Source organism: Pantoea sp. App145 (genome assembly GCF_047947045.1).
Classification (GTDB): domain Bacteria; phylum Pseudomonadota; class Gammaproteobacteria; order Enterobacterales; family Enterobacteriaceae; genus Pantoea.
Map to the genome: position 1 here is coordinate 3,570,805 of NZ_CP133290.1, position 20,915 is coordinate 3,591,719.

Below are 20,915 nucleotides of genomic sequence, written 5' to 3' on the forward strand. Positions count from 1 at the left end.
AAGTTTGAACAAGTCGTCAAAAACTCTGCTTTAGGTTTTTCCTTCGACCGGAGTTAGTTTGATTAGCGAGACACAACATCACTCACCTGACGGAGAAAAATTATGAGCACTTTCAAGACTAAAGACGGCGTAAACCTGTATTACAAAGACTGGGGCAAAGGCCAACCGGTACTGTTCAGCCACGGCTGGCCGCTGGATGCTGACATGTGGGATAGCCAGATGAATTTCCTCGCAGAACGTGGCTACCGGGTTATTGCATTTGACCGCCGTGGTTTTGGTCGCTCAGAGCAACCGTGGGAAGGTTACGACTACGACACCTTCGCGGATGATATTCATGGCCTGATTGAACACCTGCAACTGGACGATGTCACCCTGGTGGGCTTCTCCATGGGTGGCGGCGATGTGTCACGCTACATTGGCCGTTACGGCACGGCGAAGGTGAAAGGGCTGGTGCTGCTGGGGGCAGTGACACCGATTTTTGGTAAAACCAGCGATCATCCGGAAGGGGTGGAGACAGCAGTATTTGACGGCATTAAAGCGGGATTACGTCAGGACCGTGCGCAGTTTATCAAAGACTTCGCGGTGCCTTTCTATGGTACCAATGCCGGACAGACGGTATCGGAGGGTGTGATGACCCAGACGCTGAATATCGCGCTGCTGGCTTCACTGAAAGGTACGCTGGATTGTGTGACGGCGTTTTCTGAGACCGATTTCCGGACGGATATCGCCAAAGTGGATGTGCCGACGCTGGTGATTCACGGCAGCAACGACCAGATCGTACCATTCGAAGCCACCGGTAAACTGGTACACGAGATGATTTCGGGGTCAGAGCTGAAAGTGTATGAGAATGGCCCGCACGGTTTCGCGGTGACACACCAGGATCAGCTGAACGCCGACTTGCTGGCGTTTTTACAACGCGTTTAAAATTATTTACCAGGTGCGCATTCCTGCGCACCTGGTCCCTGTCAATCCGCCAGCAAATGCCCGTACATCGCCATTAACCGACGCGTTACACCGTTGGTCCAGCCAAAACCGTCCTGTAACGGATACTCACCACCGCCACCCGGACGGGCGCGCTCGCCGCTGATGTCATATTTCTCCACCAGCTTATGATGCAGCGAATAGAAGTTTTTCACCGTGGTCAGCCAGTTCACCGCAATCTCCGTTGCCAGCGTCTCTTCACCGTAGTGATTCAGCCCGACAATCGCCATCCATTGCAGCGGTGCCCAGCCGTTGGGCTTGTCCCACTGCTCGCCGCTTTCCACCATTGAGGTGACCAGTCCACCCTGCGTCAGCAACAGCTGGCGCAGCGCCACCGCCTGCAAATGCGCCTGTTCCGGCGTGGATAAACCCAGGAACAGCGGCACCACCGCAGCGGCGGTAAAGGCACCAAAACGCTGGCGTCGCCAGTCGTAATCGCGATACACCCCGGCGGTTTTATCCCACAGGTAGCGATGAATGGCGCGTTTGCGCACATCGGCTTTTTTCTGCCATGCCAGCGCCGTCAGTTCCTCACCTTTGGCGTGCGACAAGGTGGAAATCATCAGCTCCAGCTTGTAGAGAAACGCATTCAGGTCAACCGGAATGAACTGCGTGGTGCGAATGCTTGCCAGACGATGCGGATCGCGTAACCAGCGTGACGAGTAATCCCAGCCGGAAGCGGCACCGGCACGCAGATCGCGATACACCTCATTCGCCGGACGGCGCGATTTGCTGGCGGTTTCCACGTCTTCAATCCAGGATTCATCACGCGGTGTGTCGCGGTCATCCCAGTAGCGATTCAGCAATGAACCATCGGGCATACGCACCACATGGCGGTAGGCCTGGTCAGGCATCAGCGAACCGGCACCGTCCATCCAGAACTGGTACTCTTTCATCAGATGGTCCAGATAGCGTTTCGCGCCGCGAATGCCATCCTCTTCAAACAGTTCCACCATCAGCGCAAACACCGGCGGCTGCGAACGGCTGAGATAATAGGTCCGGTTACCATTCGGCACATGGCCGTAGTTATCAATCAGCCAGGCAAAGTTGTCTGCCATATCGCGCAGCAGATCGTCACGACCACTCTCCGCCAGGCCCAGCATGGTGAAGTAGGAGTCCCAGTAGTAGGTCTCCCCGAAGCGTCCGCCTGGCACCACATAAGGTTTCGGTAGCGGCAGCAGGGAGGAATGCGGCATATGTTGCTGCGGCATTTTAGTCAGCACCGGCCACAGCTCATCAATATGTTCTGTCAGGGTTTTATCCGGATTAGAAACATAAAAACTTTCATTGCTCTGCGGCAGATAAAAATGGTCATGCACAAATTTGCCGAGATCAAAATCAGCCGAACGTTTGCGGCGGCGATAGCGGATTAAAATATCCAGCGGATCATATTTTGGTGCACAATCCGGGAACGTTTTACTATCGGCAAATATCCGCGACATTTGCACGTGCTCAAAAAGCTCCATGTATCGATCGGCGGGCGTGAGCGCATCCGGGGCGGGCAGACCTTCAATCAGCTCCGGCTCCGGCTCAGAATCCTGCATGCCCTCAAGGATTAACTCATGAGGATCCTGTTGATACTCCAGTTCCGCATCGCCACGACGCTCTTCGAAAACATTATTTTGCTGGTGATTAGTATTAATAGCAGCCTCCTGAAAAGTCCCGGTTGCTTAAAGTACAAATTATATATCCCTCATCCCTCAGGGCAACAATGCGAAATATCTATGAACGTAATAAATCATGTCGATGGATCGGTTATTTTGGTGATTTTTTAGTGATTACAAGGCGCTATATTTCAGGAAATGAAAACGGTATCTGAAATGGAGCTATAAATAATCGGACAGAATTATCTGTAAATAAGAAAATCGCCAGGTGATGGCAAAAAAAAGCGGAAAATATTGATCATTTGATGGCAAACGCAACGCGAAAAAATGCGCCCCGACGGGGGCGCACTCGCTTAGTCTTCACTGACCCGATAGCGTTCCAGCCAGTGGGCGTACGGGGCAGGCAGCACCCATGAAGGCTGGCTTTTATCCAGCGCCAGCGCGGCATGATAAGGCCAGTGCGGATTTTTCAGGTGCGCCCGACCGATCATCACCAGGTCCAGCTGGCCTTGTTCAATGGTGGCGTTCGCCACCTGCGGCGTGTCGATGCCCCAGGCCGAGGCCACCGGGATATCGGCTTCACGCCGCACGCGCTCGGCGATCGGGGCCATAAACGGGCTACCCCACGGAATATTGGCTTCCGGGGTGGAAAAGCCCATGCTGACGCTCAGCAGGTCCATGCCGTTGGCGCGCCAGTATTTTGTCAGGGTGATCGCTTCCTGCATCGTCTCTTCGTCGCGACCATCAAATTCCAGCACGCCAAAGCGCGCGGTCAGCGGCAGGTTTTCAGGCCACACGGCACGCACCGCATCAAAGGTTTCGCGCAGGAAACGGCTGCGACCAAATGCATCGCCGCCATATTCATCGGTACGCTGGTTGGCGTGGACCGAGAAGAAACTCTGCGCCAGATAGCCGTGCGCAAAGTGCAGTTCCAGCCACTCGAAACCGGCGTCACGGGCGCGTTTCGCGGCACTGACAAAGTCATCACGCACGCGTTTGATATCGTCCAGCGTCATGGCTTTGGGCACGCGCGGCAGGTTATTGCCGAAGGCGATGGCGGAGGGGGAAAGGGTGTCCCAGCCGCGTGCATCGTTCTCGCTGATATGATCGTCGCCTTCCCACGGCTTATTGGCGCTGGCTTTACGTCCGGCATGACCAATCTGGATACCCGGTACGGCACCGGCCGCTTTGATTTCCCGCGCGATGCGGGCCAGTTTTTCGGCCTGTGCATCGTTCCACAAACCCAGACAACCCGGGGTGATACGACCTTCCGGCGACACTCCGGTGGCTTCCACAATCACCAGCCCCGCGCCGCCGCGTGCCTGGCTGCTGTAGTGCACGTAGTGCCATTCGTTGCTCAGGCCATCGACCGCGCTGTACTGGCACATTGGCGGAATAGCGATACGGTTACGCAGCGTCACATCTTTCAGTGTGAACGGCGAAAATAACCCTGACATAACAACCCCTTAATATGGTTAAAGCAATATAATTTGTTTGCCGCTGAAGTTGCGGTGCGCCGGACTGACGGCATCAATCACCGCGTAGAAGCGGGATGCATTGTGCAGCGGATCGCTTAAGGTGTACTTCGCACCAGGTGCTTGCAGGCGAGCAAAATGGTGTCCATTGCTGAGTGTCGTCACCGTAAAACCTCGTATCTGTGCCAGTCGCGTCAGTCTTGTGGCACGTTAAACATAGGCACCCGCAGAGTAGGTCAGTTCATAGCTGTGGCTGTAGATCTCAATGATATTGCCGAACGGATCTTCCATATAAACCATGCGATAAGGCTTCTCACCGGGGAAATATTCGCGCACCGGCATACGTTGTTTACCGCCAGCCGCGACGATTTTTTCTGCCAGACCTTCAACATCCGGGTCCTGCACGCAGAAGTGAAACACACCGGTTTTCCAGTATTCAAAGTTGTTTTCCGGTTTTTCGGCTGCTTTGAATTCAAAGATTTCCACGCCGACACGGTCGCCGGTGGAAAGATGGGCAATGCGGAATTTCTCCCAGCCGCCGCCAAATACGTCGCTGCACATTACGCCGATAGCGGATTCATCTTCCTGGATTTCAGTGGGCGGCATGATCAGATACCAGCCCATCACTTCGGTGTAGAACTTCACGGCAGCGTCGAGATCGGTCACGGACAGGCCGATATGAGAAAAGGTACGAGGATAAGGAGCAGTCATCTGCATTCTCCATGTGTCGAAAAGATCTACAGGCTACTGCGCAACAGGTATAATGAAAACAGTGATTCAGTTATGGTTTTTATAAAATTTCATTATGTTCAATCCACAATGGTTAAAATCCTTCGCCATGCTGGCGGAGCAGGGCAGCTTCACGGAAAGCGCCGATCGTCTGGGGATCACCCAGGCAGCCGTCAGCCAGCATATCCGGCATCTGGAGCAGCAGCTGGGGCCGCTAATCCTACGCAGCAAACGTCCGCTGGAGCTGACGCCCGCCGGGCTGGCGCTGCTGGATTATTGCCAGGAGGTGGATCGCGCCCAGCGCCATCTGACGCTACGGCTGAGCGAAGAAGATGTGACCTGTGGCGAAGTGAGCCTGATTTCACCGGGCAGCATCGGCCTGCGCCTCTATCCACTGCTGCTGGCGTTACAACAGCAGTACCCGGATCTCAGTATCCGACATCGCTTTGCCCCGGATAGCGAGGTGATGGATGCGGTGCTGCATAACCGCTACGAGATGGGGCTGGTCACGCAGAAGCCGGACGATAAACGGCTGGTGGCGGAGAAGTTTGCCGAAGAACCGCTGGAACTGGTGGTGCCAGCGGGCATAAAGGTGCATGGCTGGGCGGATCTGGAGACGCTGGGTTATATCGATCATCCGGATGGTCAGGCGATGGCGACGCGTTTGCTAAGCCGTCGTTTTCCGGGGAATCCGGGGGTGCGTAATTTGCCGCAACGTGGGTTCAGTAATCAGATCAGTTTGATCCTCGAACCGGTCGCGCGTGGCCTGGGGTTTGCAGTCATTCCGCAGTCGGCGCGGTTGGCGTTTGCGCAGTCGGAAGCGATCCAGGTGGAAAGCTGTGGCGTGTCGCTGGTGGATACCATCTGGCTGATCCACCGTGCCGAGTGGCCATTGTCGGGCCGTGCCCGCCAGGCACTACAATGGCTGGAGGGTAAGCTGTAGCGGCGCGAATTATCGCGCAGGTTTTTCAGCATATTGCGCCGCTACGGATTGTGCGCTTATTTCACCAGCGCAGCTTTAATGACATCGGCGTAAGGTGTTGTCGCGCGGCCAATCAGCTTGCTCAGCGTTTTGCTGTTATCAAACAGCCCGCCTTGTTCGGCTCCGGCATCGGAGTCCGCCAGCATCTCCGCCAGACCATCCGGCAAACCCGCACCTTTCAGCGCCGCCGCGAATTCCGCCTGCGGCAGATTGATATAATCCACTTTCTCACCAGATTGCTGCGCAATCTCTGCGGCGAATTCTGCCAGTGAATAACTCTCGTCACCGGCCAGTTCATAGATTTTGCCCGCCTGATCGTCACGGCTGATCACTTCGGCAGCGGCCGCCGCATAATCGGCACGCGCAGCAGATGAGATACGACCTTCGCCGACCGAGCCGATAAACACATGATGTGCCAGCGCTGGCGGGATGCTCGCTGCATAGTTTTCGGTGTACCAGCCGTTACGCAGCAGGGCAAACGGAATACCGGAAGCCTTCAGCTGTGCTTCGGTGGCGCGGTGCTCCACACCAAGGCCGAGCGGTGAGGTGTCGGCATGCAGCAGGCTGGTATAAGCGATAAAACTAACGCCCGCCGCTTTGGCGGCTGTAATCACCGCTTTATGCTGTGCTTCACGCTGTCCGACTTCGCTGGAGGAAATCAGCAGCAGTTTATCCACGCCCGCAAAGGCGCTTTTCAGCGTCTCTGGCTGGCTGTAATCAGCGGCGCGCAGCGTCACGCCCAGCGCGGCCAGGTCTGCGGCTTTTTCCGGTGAACGCACCGCCGCAATCACTTCGCTTGCCGGGACTTTTTTCAGTAATTCGTTGATGACCAGACGACCCAATTGGCCGGTTGCACCTGTAATCGCAATCATGATGTTCTCCTTCAGTTTGAACTGGTATGTGATCATCCTGGCGTATAAACTAACTTTTAGTAAGTACTTACATAATTGTTAGTTTGGCGGAAAAAACCTAAATGTCTGAAAACCTGAGTGATAAATTTAGCCGCGGCGAGTTGCTGAACGTCAATTGCCCCTCGCGCGAAGTGCTGAAACGTATTACCAGCCGCTGGAGCGTGCTGGTGCTGCTGGCCCTGCGCGAGGAAACGCTGCGCTTCAGCGAGCTGCGTCGCAGAATCGGTGGCGTCAGCGAACGCATGCTGGCGCAGACGCTGCGCTATATGGAAGAAGATGGTTTTGTCGCGCGCATCGCTTATGACGTGGTGCCGCCGCATGTGGAATACCATCTCACCCCGCTGGGACGTGAAGTCGAAGGGCAGGTTATCGGCCTTGCGGACTGGCTGGAGAGTAACCTGCATCGCATTCTGGAAGTGCGCGAATCTGCGTAACCCGGTCGACATAAATGCCGAAAAACGTAGGGTGCGCATTTATGCGCACCAGGATCTTAGTGCAAATATTTCTCAAACCATCCTAAGGTACGGCTCCACGCCAGCTCTGCCGCCGCTTTGTCGTAACGCGGTGTCGAATCATTATGGAAGCCGTGATTCACGCCAGGATAAATATACGCCTCGTAAACCTTATGGTTGGCTTTCAGTGCCGCTTCATACGCTGGCCAGCCTTCATTGATGCCTTTATCCAGCGCCGCATAATGCAGCAACAGCGGTGCCTGAATACGCGGCACGTCTTCTGCCTTCGGCTGACGGCCATAAAACGGTACCGCACAGGCCAGCTCGGGAAAAGCCACCGCTGCCGCATTGGCGACACCGCCGCCATAACAGAAACCGGTAATGCCGACCTTGCCAGTGCCCGCCTCGTGATGCATCAGGAAATCCACGGCGGCGAAAAAGTCGTTCATCAGTTTGACCGGGTCAATCTTTGCCTGCATGGCGCGGCCTTCTTCATCATTACCCGGATAGCCACCGACCGAACTCAGCCCATCCGGTGCCAGCGCGATATAACCGGCTTTTGCCACGCGGCGGGCCACGTCTTCGATATACGGATTCAGCCCACGATTCTCATGCACCACCACCACGGCAGGGACTTTGCCGCTGGCTTTCGCCGGGCGTACCAGATAACCGCGTACCTCACCGTGTCCCTGCGGCGATGGGTAGTGAATATACTCCGGGTTGATAGCGGGATCGGTGAATTCCACCTGCTGCGCCAGGGCATAGTTCGGACTCATGGCACTTAACAACGTGGCACCGGTCATCCCGGCGATGGTGAACTTTGCCGCCAGTGTGATGAACTCGCGTTTGCTGATTTTTCCGTGGGCGTAATAATCATAAAGCTCAAGCAGTTCCTGCGGAAAATCCTGTGCGGTAAGACGTGTCATAACCTCTCCTTCGCTGATTAACCAGATGGTATTGCCGCTCTAACAAAGCACAGTCAGGAGCAGGTGACAAATGGCATGACGCAAAGGGTTAAGGATTTTTCTGCGCCCATTTGGTTAGCGGTAAGCACCATAAAACCCGACATTTGTTTCTGATTTATTATTGTTGCGTTAACGAATTGGATATTTTGAAGTGGCTGACTATAATTTACAGCAGGCTAATCTGGCTGGGAAATTAAGCTATTTGTCGGGCGTAATAAATAATCAGTTAAATACAATTTATTGATTTTAAATGAATTTGTGACAGTTAAATTTTTGCAAAAGACACTGTTATAGTTTTGTTGATCCTCACTGTTTATTTTTAAAAACACCACTTCCTTTTACAGTCACGCTCTCTTTCTTCGACTCGCGGATAAATAAATTCGTTGCCGTTCAATTGTTAATTATAAGTAAAAACTGGTGTTCTATTTGGCAAAGAGGTAAGCAATGTTTGGATTAGATGCCTTTCACCTGGCAAGGATACAGTTCGCATTTACTGTCTCCTTTCATATCATCTTTCCAGCCATCACCATCGGTCTCGCCAGCTTCCTGGCCGTGCTCGAAGGTATGTGGCTGAAAACCCATAATGAAACCTATCGCGATCTCTATCATTTCTGGTCCAAAGTTTTTGCCGTGAACTTCGGCATGGGCGTGGTCTCTGGCCTGGTGATGGCCTACCAGTTCGGGACTAACTGGAGTGGTTTTTCACAGTTTGCCGGCAGTATCACCGGCCCGCTGTTGACCTATGAAGTCTTAACCGCCTTCTTCCTCGAAGCGGGCTTCCTCGGTGTCATGCTGTTTGGCTGGAACCGCGTCGGGCCGGGCCTGCACTTCTTTGCCACCTGCATGGTGGCGCTCGGAACGATTATCTCGACGTTCTGGATTCTGGCTTCCAACAGCTGGATGCATACCCCGCAGGGGTACATCATTCAGAACGGGGTGGTGGTGCCGCAGGACTGGCTGAAAATCATCTTTAACCCGTCGTTCCCGTACCGTTTGCTGCATATGTCAACCGGGGCCTTCCTCGCCAGCGCCTTCTTTGTCGGTTCTTCTGCGGCCTGGCATTTGCTGAAAGGCAATGACAATCCGGCCATTCGTAAGATGTTCTCGATGGCGCTGTGGATGGCGCTGATCGTGTCGCCGATTCAGGCGATGATTGGTGACGCGCACGGCCTGAACACCCTCGAACATCAGCCTGCGAAAATTGCAGCGATTGAAGGTCACTGGGAAAACCCACCCGGGGAAGCCACACCGTTGATTCTGTTCGGTATTCCGGATATGGAGCAGGAACGCACCAAATACGCACTGGAGATCCCTTACCTCGGTAGCCTGATTCTGACCCACAGCCTCGACAAGCAGGTTCCGGCACTGAAATCGTTCCCGAAAGAAGATCGCCCAGATTCCACCGTGATTTTCTGGTCGTTCCGCGTGATGGTGGCGCTGGGATTGCTGATGATCACCCTCGGCGTGGTCAGCCTGTGGCTGCGTTTCAAAGGGCGTTTATATCAGTCGCGACCGTTCCTGTGGTTCGCGCTGCTGATGGGGCCATCGGGTCTGCTGGCGATTCTGGCGGGCTGGTTTACCACGGAAATTGGCCGTCAGCCGTGGGTGGTCTATGGCGTTCAGCGCACCATTGATGCGGTGTCCGCCCATGGTGATCTGCATATGAGCATCAGCCTGCTGGCGTTCATTGTGGTGTACTGCTCGGTGTTCGGTGTGGGGTATGGCTACATGATGCGTTTGATTAAACAGGGACCGCAGGTGGGCGAAGGTCACGATGTGACGCCGGGTGGTCCGGGTCAAAGCAATACGCCTGCGCGTCCGCTGTCCGCCGCTACCCATCAGGAGGGAAGCCACAAATGATCGATTTTTCTATTATCTGGTTCGCGATCATCGTGTTCGCCATCCTGATGTACATCGTGATGGACGGTTTTGATCTCGGTATCGGCCTGTTGTTTCCCTTCAACAAAAACCCGGTCGAACGCGACATGATGGTTAACACCGTCGCCCCGGTGTGGGACGGCAACGAAACCTGGCTGGTGCTGGGCGGTGCCGGGATGTACGGTGCCTTCCCACTGGCTTACTCGGTGATTGTGGATGCCCTGACCATTCCGCTGACGGCAATGCTGGTGGGGCTGATTTTCCGTGGTGTCGCCTTTGAGTTCCGTTTCAAAGCGACGGAATCACACCGCCCGTTCTGGGACAAAGCCTTTATCTGGGGCTCGGTGCTGGCAACCTTCAGCCAGGGCGTTTCGGTGGGAGCCATCATTAATGGTTTTCCGGTCCATGGCCGTACTTTCGCCGGGGGCTATATGGACTGGCTGGCACCGTTCCCGCTGTTCTGCGGTATCGGCCTGCTGGTGGCTTATGCGCTGCTCGGCTGCACCTGGCTGATTATGAAAACCGAGCATGAGCTGCATCGTAAGATGTCCGTGCTGGCAACGCCGCTGGTGATTGCGCTGCTGGTGATTGTCGGCTTGATCAGCCTGTGGACGCCGTTCAGCCATGAGGCCATTGCCCAGCGCTGGTTCACCCGTCCCAACCTGTTCTGGTTCCTGCCGGTTCCGGTGCTGGTGTTGGTGTGTGCATGGGGGATTGTGCGCGGCGTCAAACGCGAAGCCCATTACAGCCCGTTTCTGCTGACTTTGCTGCTTATTTTCCTCGGTTTCTCTGGCCTGGGGATTAGCGTGTGGCCGTACATCATCCCGCCTTCCATCACCATCTGGCAGGCCGCATCACCAGCTATCAGCCAGGCGTTTATGCTGGTGGGGGGGCTGCTGATTATCCCGGTGATTCTGATGTACACCTTCTGGAGTTACTACGTGTTCCGCGGAAAAGTTAAAGCCGACGAAGGATACCATTGAGATGCGAAGCGGGGTCAGCAATATGCATAACCGCACTGAAGCGAAAGCGCCATTCTGGAAGCGTATGATGTGGCTGGTGATTATCTACGGGGCAAGCGTGCTGGCACTCGGTGTGGTGGCAACGTTATTTCGTATGATGATGACGGCTGCGGGGATGCGTTCGCATTAATAAGTAACTGTCAGCGCCCCGGTATGTTCCGGGGCGGTTCATTTCCTGCGTAAAAATTAGCAAACTAAGCAATTAATGCTTTTCCCGTTACGCTTTCTTTACTCTTCCTTACATTGGTAATACGTTTTTGTTATATTTATGTGACCGATAACGCAAATTCTGCGTCACCCACTTCCTTTCGATCATCACAGAAATGCTCAGCCTGAATCTGAAACAACAGTACATCGATGATTTGGTGGACTGGATTGAAGCGAACCTGACCGACGACCTCAACATCGATCTGATTAGCCTGAAATCCGGTTATTCCAAATGGCACATGCAACGCATGTTCAAAGAAATGACCGGACAAACGCTGGCGTCCTACACGCGCAAGCGTCGTCTGACCATGTCGGCAATGGCGCTGCGCCTGACGCGCATGCCGCTGATTGATATCGCCGTGCGCTTTGGTTTTGATAACCAGCAGAATTTTACCCGGGTGTTTAAAAATCATTTTTCGCTGACGCCTGGCGCATTTCGCCGCAATCCTGAGTTGCAGCTGAAAGATTTCCACAGCCGTATTACCACCCGCCATCGCTGGGTTGACGTGCGACTGGCAGAGAAACCGGAACTGCAATTGAGCGGGGAGGTTATCGAGTGGGAATGCCGTTTCGGCGAATTTATTCATGACCATGGTGATGTGGTGGCGCAGCACGCACGTGACTTCGTCGCCTTTGCCGGACAGCATGCCAGCAAAGGCTGGCTGGGCTTTCAGTTCAGTCCGGGGGAGGGATCTGCCGATCAGCAACATATCAGCCTGTTCGAGGCGCTGGAGAGCCAGCATGGTGATGTGCTGCCGCGCAATGCGGTGAGCTGGACCGGCGAAAGTGGCTTGTACGCGGAAGTTGACTGGCAGGGCACGCCCGAGCAAATCAACGCCTTTACCTCCGACATGTATTACATCCATCTGCCTGCGCTGGGTGTTGCACGCCGTCAGGGCAAAGATTTGCTGCGTCTCGATCTGCAAAACAGCACGCCCGATCGGCTGTATGGCACCTTCTTTATCCCGGTTACTGCCGGATAATGCATAAATCGTGCGGTAGTCTGTGATAAACCGCACGATTTTATAAAATCATTGCCATAAGCGGCGTAAAATTCTTTATCGAAACCTGATCCCCCGCGTAAAACCCTGACGCCCCCGAATCAGGCTGAATAATCACCTGCATTCCAGGTCCATCCCGGACCCATAAGAGAAAAAAATGATGCGACTTTTACCGTTGTTCCTTGTGACAGCGCTGACCGCGTTTTCGGCTATTGCCAGCGCTCAGCTCTCCGAACCGTTCTCACCGCCAGCCGGTCTGCATCCGCATCAGACCTGCCAGCAGCATGAAATTTCGGGCGATAACCCGTTACCGCAAAATGATGGCGGAATGATGGAGTGTGGTCACCGCGATGCGCTGCAAAACTAAGTTTGCAGCGTCAGCCGCTCTGAGCGGCGAGCACGCCAACTGGCACGGATAAACGCGACGATAAACACCAGCGCAAACAGCACCACAATGGTGGGAGCAGGGGCGCTATCCAGATAAAACGACCCATACACCCCACCCAGCGACATCATGACGGCAACCATTACTGCCGTGATCAGCGCGTGTGAAAAACGTCGCGTCAGCAACAGGGCAATCGCCCCTGGTGCAATCAACAAAGAAACCGACAGAATGATCCCGACCGCTTTCATTGTTGCCACGATGGTCAGCGCGACCATGCACAGCAGACCATAATGCAACAGGCGGGTGGGTAATCCGCTGGCCTGCGCTTGTTGTTGATCGAAGCAGAACAATAAAAAATCCCGCCATTTTAACGCCATGATCAGCATGATCGCTGCCGCGATGATCCCGGTTTGCACCATGTCCGTCCGGGTGATGCCCAGCATGTCGCCGAACAGGATATGATCAAGATGCACCTCCGGTTTGGTGGCGATATACAGGATCAGCCCGACCGCGAACATACCCGAGAAGACGATGCCCATCACCGTATCCTGTTTGATGCGGCTGTTGTCCTTCAGGAAACCGCTGGCAACGGCGCAAAACACCCCAGCAGCAAAGGCGCCGACGGCCAGCGGCAGGCCCAGCATCCAGGCCAATACGATACCGGGAAATACCGCGTGGCTCATGGCATCGCCCATCAACGCCCAGCCTTTCAGCACCAGAAACACCGACAGCAGGGCACAGGGAACGGCGACCACCACGGCAATCAACAGCGCGTGACGCATAAATTCGAACTGGAAAGGTTCGGCCAGCAGGCTCAGCATTGGGCATCCTCCAAAGATGTTCGGGCGCGCCGCCGCTGCACCAGCAATCCCTGTTGTGGGGCGAAGACAAACGCCAGCAAAAACAACAGCGTTTGCGCCACCACGATAATGCCACCCGTGGCACCGTCCAGATAATAACTGGTCCAGGCACCGAGGAAGCTGGTCACGCTGCCTATGCCGACGGCGATGGCTAACAGACGCGGAAAGCGATCGGTCAGCAGCCAGGCGGTGGCGCCCGGCGTTACCACCAGACAAATCACCAGAAACGCGCCCACGGTTTGCAGTGCGGCGACGGTCGACAGCGCCAGCAGGGTGAAGAACAACAATTTGAGGCGGCCTGGGTGCAGGCCGATGGCGCGTGCGTGGTTCTCGTCAAAAAACGTCACCAGTAAATCTTTCCATTTGAAAAACAGCACGCAGATGGAGACGGCGCCAATCAGCGTCAGTTGCAGGATATCGGCGGGGGCGATGGCGAGAATATTGCCCAGCACGATGGTCTGAATGTTCACTGCCGTCGGGTTAAGCGACACCATAAACAGGCCGAGACCGAAGAATGAGGTGAAAATCAGGCCGATGATCGCGTCCTCTTTTAACCGGGTACGCTGGTTAAGGAACAGCATACTGCTTGCCGCCAGTCCGCCGGAAAGAAAGGCCCCAAGGGCAAACGGCAAACCGAGCATATACGCGCCCGCCACGCCGGGTACGATGGAGTGCGATAGCGCATCGCCAATCAGTGACCAGCCTTTCAGCATCAGATAGCAGGAGAGAAAGGCGCACAGGCCGCCGACCAGCGCCGAGACCCACATGGCGTTCAGCATATATTGGTAGCTAAAGGGTTCCAGTAGCAGCTGCATCGTCAGACCCCTTGCTTGTTGGGAGGCCGATCGGCGACGAACGGACGTTCATCATCGGTAATGATGTGTTCTTCTGAACCGTTCAGCACCACATGACGCAGCATGCCGCTAAATGCGCGTTCCAGATTTTGCTGGGTGAAAGTGGTCGCCGTCGGACCGCTCGCCAGCACCGTGCCTTTCACCATCACCGTATAATCACAGAACTCAGTGACCGAGCCGAGATTATGCGTTGAAACCAACAGGGTTTTCCCTTCATCGCGCAGTTCCCGCAGCAGGCTGATGATTTTGGCTTCGGTCTGCACATCCACGCCGGTAAAAGGTTCATCGAGCAGAATCACTTCGCCCTGCTGTGCGATGGCGCGCGCCAGAAACACGCGTTTTTTCTGGCCGCCGGAGAGTTCACCAATCTGACGATGACGCAGGGCCAGCATATCGACGCGATCCAGCGCAGCGTTGACCATGGCGTGGTCATGCTGTTTGGCAATACGCAGCATCCCCATATGGCCGTAACGGCCCATCATCACCACATCTTCCACCAGCACCGGAAAAGACCAGTCAACCTCTTCCGCCTGGGGGACGTAGGCAACCAGATTGCGTCGCAGCGCCTGACGCGTTGGCATGCCGAGGATGCGAATGTCTCCCTGCGCCAGCCGCACAAACCCCATCACCGCTTTAAACAGCGTCGATTTCCCGGAGCCATTAACCCCGACCAGCGCGGCGATGGAACCGCCCGGTACGCTAAAACTGGCATCGCGTAGCGCGGTGTGTCCATTACGGTAAGTGACGCTCACTCCGGATGCGGCAATGCCTGCGATCTGTGTCATAGCTTTACTCCTTCATCCCGTCTTTGATGCCCTGCACCAGCGTACGAGTGGTGACGTTGAGTAAGTCGATATAGGTGGGGACCGGGCCATCGGCCTGACTGAGCGAATCGACATACAACACGCCGCCATAATGCGCACCGGTTTCCCGCGCTACCTGGCGTGCCGCTTTGTCGGATACCGTGCTTTCACTGAAGACGGCCGGGATGTGTTCCTGTCGGACGCGATCAATCACCCGGCGTACCTGTTGCGGCGTGCCTTGCTGGTCGGCATTGATTGGCCACAGATAGAGTTCTTTCAGCCCCAGATCGCGCGCCAGATAGGAAAATGCGCCTTCGCTCGATACCAGCCAGCGTTTATTTTCCGGGATTTGTGCCACTTGCTGGCGCAGGGGGAGCAGCGTCGCGGTGATTTTCTGCTTGTAAGACTCGGCATTGCGCTGATATATCGCGGCATTTGCCGGATCGTAATGCATCAGTGCATCGCGGATGTTGTTGACATAAATCAAGGCATTGTCGGGGGACATCCAGGCATGGGGATTGGGTTTGCCATTGTACGGGCCTTCGCTGATGCCCATCGGCGTCACGCCGCGTGTAACGATAACTTCGGGCACATCTTTTAAGTGCTGATAAAAACGCCGGAACCACAGTTCAAGATTCAGGCCGTTGGTGAGAATTAGCTGCGCCCCCTGGGCACGTTTGATGTCGCCCGGCGTGGGCTGATATTCATGGATTTCGGCACCCGGTTTGGTGATCGAGCTGACGTCCGCCGCGTCTCCGGCCACGTTTTTTGCCATATCGGCGATAACCGTGAAGGTGGTCACCACCCTGAATTTTTCGCTGGCAAAAGCGCTGGGGATAAGCACGCTACTCAGCAGCGTGCACAGCAATATTCCTCTCATCATTTTCATACATCCATCCTCGGCATGATTAAAAAACGAACTGATATAGCAATTGCTATACTTTATAGCAGTTGCTAAAACAATTGCCAGATTCAGGTATGTAAAGCTGTGTATGTAAGGGGAGTGCTGGGGGAGAAAAAAGCCGGAGCCCTGGAGGCTCCGGCTGGAGAGGTTACTGCACGAAGTGATAAGGCTGGTAGAACGCCTCGCCTGCCCAGATGTAATGGCTGTGCATTATCGGCAGCGTTTTACGTACATAATTGGCAGCCTGTTTTTCATCCCCTTTACCGCTCCATACCGCGTACTCCGGGTACGGATAGACCGGGCGTGACGCGGCCCCGACTGGGATGGTTTCCAGCTGTAAATCATTACGTTGCATCATCATGGGCGGTTTACCACCGGCTCCCGTCGGCTGTCCAAAGCTGTTGTGCTGCTGTGGCGCGGCCTGATGCGTGACCACGGCGTCAGGCGCGTTACCGTTTTCAACCCAGTTCATCATCGGCGTCAGGAAATCCACCAGACTCGGGCCTTCACCATTGGAGCAGTGATATACACCCGGCAGCAGATAAAGACGTTCAAACGCGTCACGTTGCGTGTTGCCCAGCTCTTTACCCAGCGCCTGGTGATAAGCGATGGAGTTGAGTGGGGAGATATGTGGATCGGCCCAGCCGTGCCAGATAATCAGCTTGCCACCCGCGCTGGCAAAGGCGCGCAGATCGGGGTTGGTGGCGTCATACAGCGGGTGCAGCTCGCTGAGTTTTTTAAAGGTCGCTTCATCAAACTTCACATCTTTCAGTGCAAAGTCGGGGGCAGGGTTGGTCTTAAAGTTGACGTAACGCAGCGAGGCGAGGGAGATCATTTCGCTCATTACTGGCTGATCCGCCTGTTGCGGAATAAAGACGCCCGCCCATGCCAGTTCCGAACCATATTGTGGCCCGCCGACAATCAGGCGCTGACCGGTTTTGCTGTCGCGTGGCCCATCGTAAAGTTTACGCAGCGCACCAAGTTGTGCCGGATTCAGACAGTTTTCCGTCTGATTCGCCTTACATGCCAGCACGTTTAAATCGGGATGGCAGGCTTCCGGTGCCGCAATCAGCCCATCTTTTTGCCCGTCAAGCGCGTCGCACTGCGCCAGTACCGCTCGGTGGATCAGCGGTAAATCCTGGGCCACGATCAGCGCCTTGCCGTTAGCATCGTGATTACTCACCACCTGCCACGCATGGTACATGGCGTTCTGAACCTGGAAGTTCATGGCAGCCGCACCGGCGATAACGCCGTTGAAGTCCTCGGGGAAGCGCTGGGCTTCCATCAGGGCTTCACGTCCGCCATCGGAACAGCCGTTAAAGTACGACCATGCCGCCTTTTGCTGATAAAACGCAGCGATCAACGCTTTGGCGGCGACGGCGGTCAGGTGCTGACCACGCCACGCAAAATCCTGCCTTTTCTGTGGGTCATTGCCCCAATCCTGCTCGGACTCTTTATGGCCCATATCGGTGGCGGCGACGGCAAAACCGTTGCTGTTGAGCGGTGCGCAACCTGCTGCGGCACCGGGTTGCAGGTTGATGGAGCCACACAAACCACCGCAGCCGAGCTGCATGTAACGCTGATTCCAGCTCTGCGTCGGCAGCAACAGACGAAAACCAATCTCCGGTGCCAGCGTTCCTTCCACTTTGCACCATTCGGTATGGTTGATGGTGGTCAGGGTCGCGGCGGTGACCCGGCTGCCTTTACCACCCATTGCTGTCAGATTGAATTGTTGCAGGCTGTCACAGCTGACCGCAGGTTTCACCACGGATAATGGTGCGGCCTGAGCCGGAGATAACCAGAACAGAGAAAAAAGCAGCGGCGTTAATACGCCAGTCAGTAAACGAAATAGCCTTCGGGCCATAGTGATTCCTTATCCATAGAGGTAACGCTTTAAGTATAAAGAGAATCATGACGGGAGCCGGTTCTCCTTCTGCCGGTCAAACGACAGACAATGCATAACGGATGTAAATGAATATTTCGTGTTGTACGCAATAGCATTTTTCGGCATTGCACTTAAGATATATCATAACTATCCTGACGGCGTCAGATGAGAATGAGTTTCGCTTTCATATTTGATTCATGCGCGGGCCTCTGACGCCCGACGCGAGGCAAAATAATGGAAAAAAAACCTGAATCGACCAGCGCTGTGCTGGCCCATACTTACCACTCGATTTCGCTGGCGGCGGCACGCACCGTTATCACTGTGGCTCTGCAAACCGCTGCCGAGCATGGCTGGCATATCAGCGTTGCGGTGGTGGATCGCGCTGGCGAACTGGTCAGCCTGGATCGCAGCGATGCAGCGATCGGCATCAGCCCGAGCGTGGCGCAGGGTAAAGCGCGCACCGCCGCGTTATTACGCGCCCCCTCGAAAGAGTTCGAAAGCTTTATCAATAGCGGCAGCCCCAGCTTCCTTGCTACCCCAGGGGTGACGCCACTCGAAGGCGGCATTCCGCTGTGGTTACACGGCGAAGTGATCGGTGCGGTCGGCGTGAGCGGGGCGCACGGCGCTAACGATTCGCTGGTGGCTGAACAGGCCGCTGAAGCGCTGGCCTCATTCTAAGGAGCGGGTGATGGCAGCATTACAGGACAAACATCTGGTGGTGATTGGCGGCAGCTCCGGCATTGGTTTTCAGGTTGCGCAGCAGGCGGCGGCCGCAGGAGCCAGCCTGACGCTGCTCGGTCGCAATACCGAACGGCTGGCACAGGCGCAGAACACGTTAGCGGAGCAGGGCGCGCAGGTCGCGATCCTCGCGGTAGATGCCCACGATCACGATGCGTTGCGCGCGGCTTTTAGCCAGCTTGATGCGTTTGATCATCTGGTATCGATGGTGGGCGATGCCATGGGCGGTGGCTTCCTTACCGCCGATATGGCGCTGATTGAAAAGGTGATTTACTCGAAATTCCTCACCAATGTGCTGATTGGCAAGCTGGCGGCAGAAAAAGTGCGTGCAGGCGGTTCGCTGACCTTTACTGCGGGCACCGGTGGGCGTGCTCAACATGCCTGTGCCAGCTACGTCGGCAATCAGGGCATTGTGTCGCTGGCGCAGGGGCTGGCTGTGGAGCTGGCACCGAAAGCGCGCGTCAACTGCGTCGCCCCCACCTGGACGGTGACGCCGTTCTGGCGACAGCAGGCGGCGGGGCAGGTGGAGCAAACCCGCCAGCATTTTGCCGGGATCATTCCGCTGGGCCGTACCGCGGAAATTGACGAACTCGCCAGCGCTTATCTGTTCTTAATGCAAAACGATTTTATTACCGGACAACAAATCGCGGTGGACGGCGGCATTATGCTTGGCTGATCCCGCAGGAGAAATGACTTGAGAAAACAGACCCCGACAGGTAACCCACGCGCGCCGCAACGTGTGCGCAATGAACTGCGTTTCCGCCACATCACCGTGGCAAGCAAAACCCGCGTTGCCGGAGAGTTCTGGCGCATTGTCTTTACCGGCAGCGATCTGGCGGGTTTCAACTCGCCTTCCTATGACGACCATATCAAAGTTTTCTTCCCGGAAGCGGGCGGGGTGCTGACGCTGCCACAGATGACCGACGAAGGCGTGGTATGGCCTGCGGGTATGCGTCCGGCAGCACGTGATTACACGCCGCTGGCGTTTAACGGCGTGGATTCGCTGACCATCGATTTCTATATGCACGATGGCGGTGTGGCCAGCAACTGGGCTAATGATGCGCAGCCGGGCGATCAGTTAGCGATGGGCGGTCCGCGTGGTTCGCTGATCATTCCTGCCGATTATGCCAGCCAGATCTATGTCTGTGACGAAACCGGTTTGCCAGCCATCAAACGTCGCCTGGCGGAAATTGACGCGCAGGACGTGCATCTGCTGGCCTTTGTTGACGAAGCCACTGGCCGTGATTATCTCGGCGAACTGGCTGGCGTCAATGTCAGCTGGCTTGGCAGCGGCACTATGCAGAGCGATAACCTCGGTGCGCTGATTGCGAAGCTGGACAGGATTTCACTGCCGACCGAAGAATATTTTATCTGGCTGACCGGTGAAGGCGAGGCGGTGAAACTGCTGAGCGACTACTTTACCCAGCGCCGTGGTGCAGACACTGATTTTGTGCGCGCCGTAGCCTACTGGCATCAGAAATAACCGACTCTTGCCCGCCCGTTGCCGCCTGTGTTGAATTTTACCAGGCGGCAGACTACTATCAACCTCCCTTAACCGACCCTCAGGCAGGCAATGAAACAGCATCGGGATTTTGCATGGCACGGCGACCAGGCACAGCGTGGCTTTTGTGCGGGGGCGCGTAAAAAGCGCCGTGAACGCATGCTGGATGCCAGTGATATCCGTCTGTTAATGCTGCACTTTCTGGCGCAAAGCAATGCGCACGGTTATGAGCTGATCAAATCGGTTGAAGAACTCTCCAAAGGGGAATACTCCCCCAGTCCCGGTATTATCTACCCCAATCTGACGCTGCTGGAAGAGATGGACGCCATTCGTGTGGTGGACGCTCAGGAGTCACGCAAGGCATACACGCTCAACGATAGCGGTCGTGCGTTGCTGACGGAAAACCGTGAAAATGTTGCGACTATTATTCAGCGTCTCACCTCTTTGGCTATTCTGGTCAATAACCGCAGCATTCCTGAAGTAGAACAGGCGATTCACAATATTAAATTCACGTTAAATCATCGTCTGGCGCAGGAAAATATTTCCGCTGAAACACTTGAGATCGTGATCACAGCCTTAAATGAAGCCGCAGAGAAAATCGCAAAGAGTTGATCTCAATCATTTTTAACCCCTAAAATTGTTGCAACATTGTTTAATTAAATTAAGTAAATAAAAACAAAGTTGTAGCAATAATTACAGCCAAACCAAAAAGGTTTGGCTGGTAAATATAAACGGTAGTTTTTCTCACCATTATTCAGCGCTACTTTTCCCGCATCGC

The 20,915-nt window shown here is 55.1% G+C and carries 23 protein-coding genes; 12 read left to right on the forward strand and 11 right to left on the reverse strand.

What is annotated here, in order from left to right; translation table 11 throughout:
• The first annotated feature begins 102 nt into the window (after nucleotides 1-102).
• Nucleotides 103-924, forward strand: coding sequence for an alpha/beta fold hydrolase (locus RCF31_RS16545; RefSeq protein WP_416411731.1), 822 nt, complete (start codon nucleotides 103-105; stop codon nucleotides 922-924).
• Between the two features lie 41 nt (nucleotides 925-965).
• Here the strand turns inward: RCF31_RS16545 and treF are convergent, their stop codons facing one another.
• The 4 genes from treF to RCF31_RS16565 form a co-directional block, all read right to left on the reverse strand.
• On the reverse strand, nucleotides 966-2,624 hold the full coding sequence (gene treF, locus RCF31_RS16550) for an alpha,alpha-trehalase TreF (RefSeq protein WP_416413280.1): 1,659 nt from the start codon (nucleotides 2,622-2,624) through the stop codon (nucleotides 966-968).
• 314 nt (nucleotides 2,625-2,938) lie between these two features.
• Nucleotides 2,939-4,042 carry an NADH:flavin oxidoreductase/NADH oxidase gene (locus RCF31_RS16555; protein WP_416411732.1) on the reverse strand — a complete coding sequence of 368 codons (1,104 nt, stop codon included), beginning with the start codon at nucleotides 4,040-4,042 and terminating at the stop codon, nucleotides 2,939-2,941.
• Between the two features lie 18 nt (nucleotides 4,043-4,060).
• The gene (locus tag RCF31_RS16560) at nucleotides 4,061-4,225 is read right to left on the reverse strand and encodes a hypothetical protein (RefSeq protein ID WP_416411733.1); all 165 of its coding nucleotides are present in this window, start codon (nucleotides 4,223-4,225) and stop codon (nucleotides 4,061-4,063) included.
• A gap of 45 nt (nucleotides 4,226-4,270) precedes the next feature.
• Nucleotides 4,271-4,771 carry a lactoylglutathione lyase family protein gene (locus tag RCF31_RS16565; protein WP_416411734.1) on the reverse strand — a complete coding sequence of 167 codons (501 nt, stop codon included), beginning with the start codon at nucleotides 4,769-4,771 and terminating at the stop codon, nucleotides 4,271-4,273.
• 94 nt (nucleotides 4,772-4,865) lie between these two features.
• Here RCF31_RS16565 and RCF31_RS16570 point away from each other — a divergent pair, with 94 nt between their 5' ends.
• Nucleotides 4,866-5,732, forward strand: coding sequence for a LysR family transcriptional regulator (locus RCF31_RS16570; protein WP_416411735.1), 867 nt, complete (start codon nucleotides 4,866-4,868; stop codon nucleotides 5,730-5,732).
• 56 nt (nucleotides 5,733-5,788) lie between these two features.
• On the opposite strand, the gene RCF31_RS16575 is transcribed toward RCF31_RS16570, so the two are convergent.
• Complete coding sequence (locus RCF31_RS16575) at nucleotides 5,789-6,643, reverse strand: SDR family oxidoreductase (RefSeq protein ID WP_416411736.1); 855 nt, start codon at nucleotides 6,641-6,643, stop codon at nucleotides 5,789-5,791.
• 101 nt (nucleotides 6,644-6,744) lie between these two features.
• Between RCF31_RS16575 and RCF31_RS16580 the strand changes: the two genes are divergently transcribed.
• Entirely contained in the window at nucleotides 6,745-7,116 is a 372-nt protein-coding gene (locus tag RCF31_RS16580; protein WP_084876640.1) for a winged helix-turn-helix transcriptional regulator, read from the forward strand.
• Nucleotides 7,117-7,172: 56 nt separating this feature from the next.
• Here RCF31_RS16580 and yghX read toward each other — a convergent pair whose 3' ends face one another.
• On the reverse strand, nucleotides 7,173-8,060 hold the full coding sequence (gene yghX / locus RCF31_RS16585; RefSeq protein WP_416411737.1) for a YghX family hydrolase: 888 nt from the start codon (nucleotides 8,058-8,060) through the stop codon (nucleotides 7,173-7,175).
• 483 nt (nucleotides 8,061-8,543) lie between these two features.
• Here yghX and RCF31_RS16590 point away from each other — a divergent pair, with 483 nt between their 5' ends.
• The 5 genes from RCF31_RS16590 to RCF31_RS16610 all read left to right on the forward strand — a co-directional run bounded on the left by RCF31_RS16590 (nucleotide 8,544) and on the right by RCF31_RS16610 (nucleotide 12,574).
• Complete coding sequence (locus RCF31_RS16590; protein ID WP_313685621.1) at nucleotides 8,544-9,959, forward strand: cytochrome ubiquinol oxidase subunit I; 1,416 nt, start codon at nucleotides 8,544-8,546, stop codon at nucleotides 9,957-9,959.
• A complete protein-coding gene (cydB, locus tag RCF31_RS16595; RefSeq protein ID WP_416411738.1) occupies nucleotides 9,956-10,960 on the forward strand; it encodes a cytochrome d ubiquinol oxidase subunit II in 1,005 nt (334 codons plus the stop codon). The genes RCF31_RS16590 and cydB overlap by 4 nt, the downstream gene beginning before the upstream one ends.
• Nucleotides 10,961-10,982: 22 nt before the next feature.
• Nucleotides 10,983-11,129, forward strand: coding sequence for a DUF2474 domain-containing protein (locus RCF31_RS16600; protein WP_416411739.1), 147 nt, complete (start codon nucleotides 10,983-10,985; stop codon nucleotides 11,127-11,129).
• Between the two features lie 193 nt (nucleotides 11,130-11,322).
• Nucleotides 11,323-12,189: a helix-turn-helix domain-containing protein gene (locus tag RCF31_RS16605; RefSeq protein ID WP_299459816.1), complete on the forward strand. Its 867-nt coding sequence runs from the start codon at nucleotides 11,323-11,325 to the stop codon at nucleotides 12,187-12,189.
• Between the two features lie 175 nt (nucleotides 12,190-12,364).
• On the forward strand, nucleotides 12,365-12,574 hold the full coding sequence (locus RCF31_RS16610) for a hypothetical protein (RefSeq protein WP_254711358.1): 210 nt from the start codon (nucleotides 12,365-12,367) through the stop codon (nucleotides 12,572-12,574).
• Here RCF31_RS16610 and RCF31_RS16615 read toward each other — a convergent pair.
• The 5 genes from RCF31_RS16615 to RCF31_RS16635 form a co-directional block, all read right to left on the reverse strand.
• On the reverse strand, nucleotides 12,571-13,413 hold the full coding sequence (locus RCF31_RS16615; RefSeq protein WP_416411740.1) for a metal ABC transporter permease: 843 nt from the start codon (nucleotides 13,411-13,413) through the stop codon (nucleotides 12,571-12,573). The genes RCF31_RS16610 and RCF31_RS16615 overlap by 4 nt on opposite strands.
• The gene (gene sitC / locus RCF31_RS16620; protein WP_416411741.1) at nucleotides 13,407-14,267 is read right to left on the reverse strand and encodes an iron/manganese ABC transporter permease subunit SitC; all 861 of its coding nucleotides are present in this window, start codon (nucleotides 14,265-14,267) and stop codon (nucleotides 13,407-13,409) included. The genes RCF31_RS16615 and sitC overlap by 7 nt, the downstream gene beginning before the upstream one ends.
• A 2-nt stretch (nucleotides 14,268-14,269) precedes the next feature.
• Entirely contained in the window at nucleotides 14,270-15,091 is an 822-nt protein-coding gene (locus tag RCF31_RS16625) for a manganese/iron ABC transporter ATP-binding protein (RefSeq protein ID WP_416411742.1), read from the reverse strand.
• A gap of 4 nt (nucleotides 15,092-15,095) precedes the next feature.
• The gene (locus RCF31_RS16630; RefSeq protein ID WP_416411743.1) at nucleotides 15,096-15,998 is read right to left on the reverse strand and encodes a metal ABC transporter substrate-binding protein; all 903 of its coding nucleotides are present in this window, start codon (nucleotides 15,996-15,998) and stop codon (nucleotides 15,096-15,098) included.
• 163 nt (nucleotides 15,999-16,161) lie between these two features.
• Entirely contained in the window at nucleotides 16,162-17,877 is a 1,716-nt protein-coding gene (locus tag RCF31_RS16635) for a tannase/feruloyl esterase family alpha/beta hydrolase (protein WP_416411744.1), read from the reverse strand.
• Nucleotides 17,878-18,132: 255 nt separating this feature from the next.
• Here RCF31_RS16635 and RCF31_RS16640 point away from each other — a divergent pair, with 255 nt between their 5' ends.
• The 4 genes from RCF31_RS16640 (at nucleotide 18,133) to RCF31_RS16655 (ending at nucleotide 20,749) form a co-directional block, all read left to right on the forward strand.
• Nucleotides 18,133-18,576 (forward strand): GlcG/HbpS family heme-binding protein, encoded by a 444-nt coding sequence (locus tag RCF31_RS16640; RefSeq protein ID WP_416411745.1) that lies wholly within the window; start codon nucleotides 18,133-18,135, stop codon nucleotides 18,574-18,576.
• Nucleotides 18,577-18,586: 10 nt separating this feature from the next.
• On the forward strand, nucleotides 18,587-19,312 hold the full coding sequence (locus RCF31_RS16645) for an SDR family oxidoreductase (RefSeq protein ID WP_416411746.1): 726 nt from the start codon (nucleotides 18,587-18,589) through the stop codon (nucleotides 19,310-19,312).
• A gap of 18 nt (nucleotides 19,313-19,330) precedes the next feature.
• A complete protein-coding gene (locus tag RCF31_RS16650) occupies nucleotides 19,331-20,119 on the forward strand; it encodes a siderophore-interacting protein (protein WP_299459839.1) in 789 nt (262 codons plus the stop codon).
• A 90-nt stretch (nucleotides 20,120-20,209) separates the two neighbouring features.
• On the forward strand, nucleotides 20,210-20,749 hold the full coding sequence (locus RCF31_RS16655) for a PadR family transcriptional regulator (protein WP_416411747.1): 540 nt from the start codon (nucleotides 20,210-20,212) through the stop codon (nucleotides 20,747-20,749).
• Nucleotides 20,750-20,915: the final 166 nt, after the last annotated feature.

Coding starts and splice junctions, on each gene's coding strand:
- yghX (WP_416411737.1), bottom strand. CDS start 8,060: ATGACACGTCTTACCGCACAGGATTTTCCGCAGGAACTGCTTGAGCTT.
- RCF31_RS16610 (WP_254711358.1), top strand. CDS start 12,365: ATGATGCGACTTTTACCGTTGTTCCTTGTGACAGCGCTGACCGCGTTT.
- cydB (WP_416411738.1), top strand. CDS start 9,956: ATGATCGATTTTTCTATTATCTGGTTCGCGATCATCGTGTTCGCCATC.
- RCF31_RS16655 (WP_416411747.1), top strand. CDS start 20,210: ATGAAACAGCATCGGGATTTTGCATGGCACGGCGACCAGGCACAGCGT.
- RCF31_RS16635 (WP_416411744.1), bottom strand. CDS start 17,877: ATGGCCCGAAGGCTATTTCGTTTACTGACTGGCGTATTAACGCCGCTG.
- RCF31_RS16600 (WP_416411739.1), top strand. CDS start 10,983: ATGCATAACCGCACTGAAGCGAAAGCGCCATTCTGGAAGCGTATGATG.
- RCF31_RS16615 (WP_416411740.1), bottom strand. CDS start 13,413: ATGCTGAGCCTGCTGGCCGAACCTTTCCAGTTCGAATTTATGCGTCAC.
- RCF31_RS16570 (WP_416411735.1), top strand. CDS start 4,866: ATGTTCAATCCACAATGGTTAAAATCCTTCGCCATGCTGGCGGAGCAG.
- sitC (WP_416411741.1), bottom strand. CDS start 14,267: ATGCAGCTGCTACTGGAACCCTTTAGCTACCAATATATGCTGAACGCC.
- RCF31_RS16580 (WP_084876640.1), top strand. CDS start 6,745: ATGTCTGAAAACCTGAGTGATAAATTTAGCCGCGGCGAGTTGCTGAAC.
- RCF31_RS16605 (WP_299459816.1), top strand. CDS start 11,323: ATGCTCAGCCTGAATCTGAAACAACAGTACATCGATGATTTGGTGGAC.
- RCF31_RS16565 (WP_416411734.1), bottom strand. CDS start 4,771: ATGACTGCTCCTTATCCTCGTACCTTTTCTCATATCGGCCTGTCCGTG.
- RCF31_RS16555 (WP_416411732.1), bottom strand. CDS start 4,042: ATGTCAGGGTTATTTTCGCCGTTCACACTGAAAGATGTGACGCTGCGT.
- RCF31_RS16630 (WP_416411743.1), bottom strand. CDS start 15,998: ATGAAAATGATGAGAGGAATATTGCTGTGCACGCTGCTGAGTAGCGTG.
- RCF31_RS16545 (WP_416411731.1), top strand. CDS start 103: ATGAGCACTTTCAAGACTAAAGACGGCGTAAACCTGTATTACAAAGAC.
- RCF31_RS16590 (WP_313685621.1), top strand. CDS start 8,544: ATGTTTGGATTAGATGCCTTTCACCTGGCAAGGATACAGTTCGCATTT.
- RCF31_RS16575 (WP_416411736.1), bottom strand. CDS start 6,643: ATGATTGCGATTACAGGTGCAACCGGCCAATTGGGTCGTCTGGTCATC.
- RCF31_RS16625 (WP_416411742.1), bottom strand. CDS start 15,091: ATGACACAGATCGCAGGCATTGCCGCATCCGGAGTGAGCGTCACTTAC.
- RCF31_RS16645 (WP_416411746.1), top strand. CDS start 18,587: ATGGCAGCATTACAGGACAAACATCTGGTGGTGATTGGCGGCAGCTCC.
- RCF31_RS16640 (WP_416411745.1), top strand. CDS start 18,133: ATGGAAAAAAAACCTGAATCGACCAGCGCTGTGCTGGCCCATACTTAC.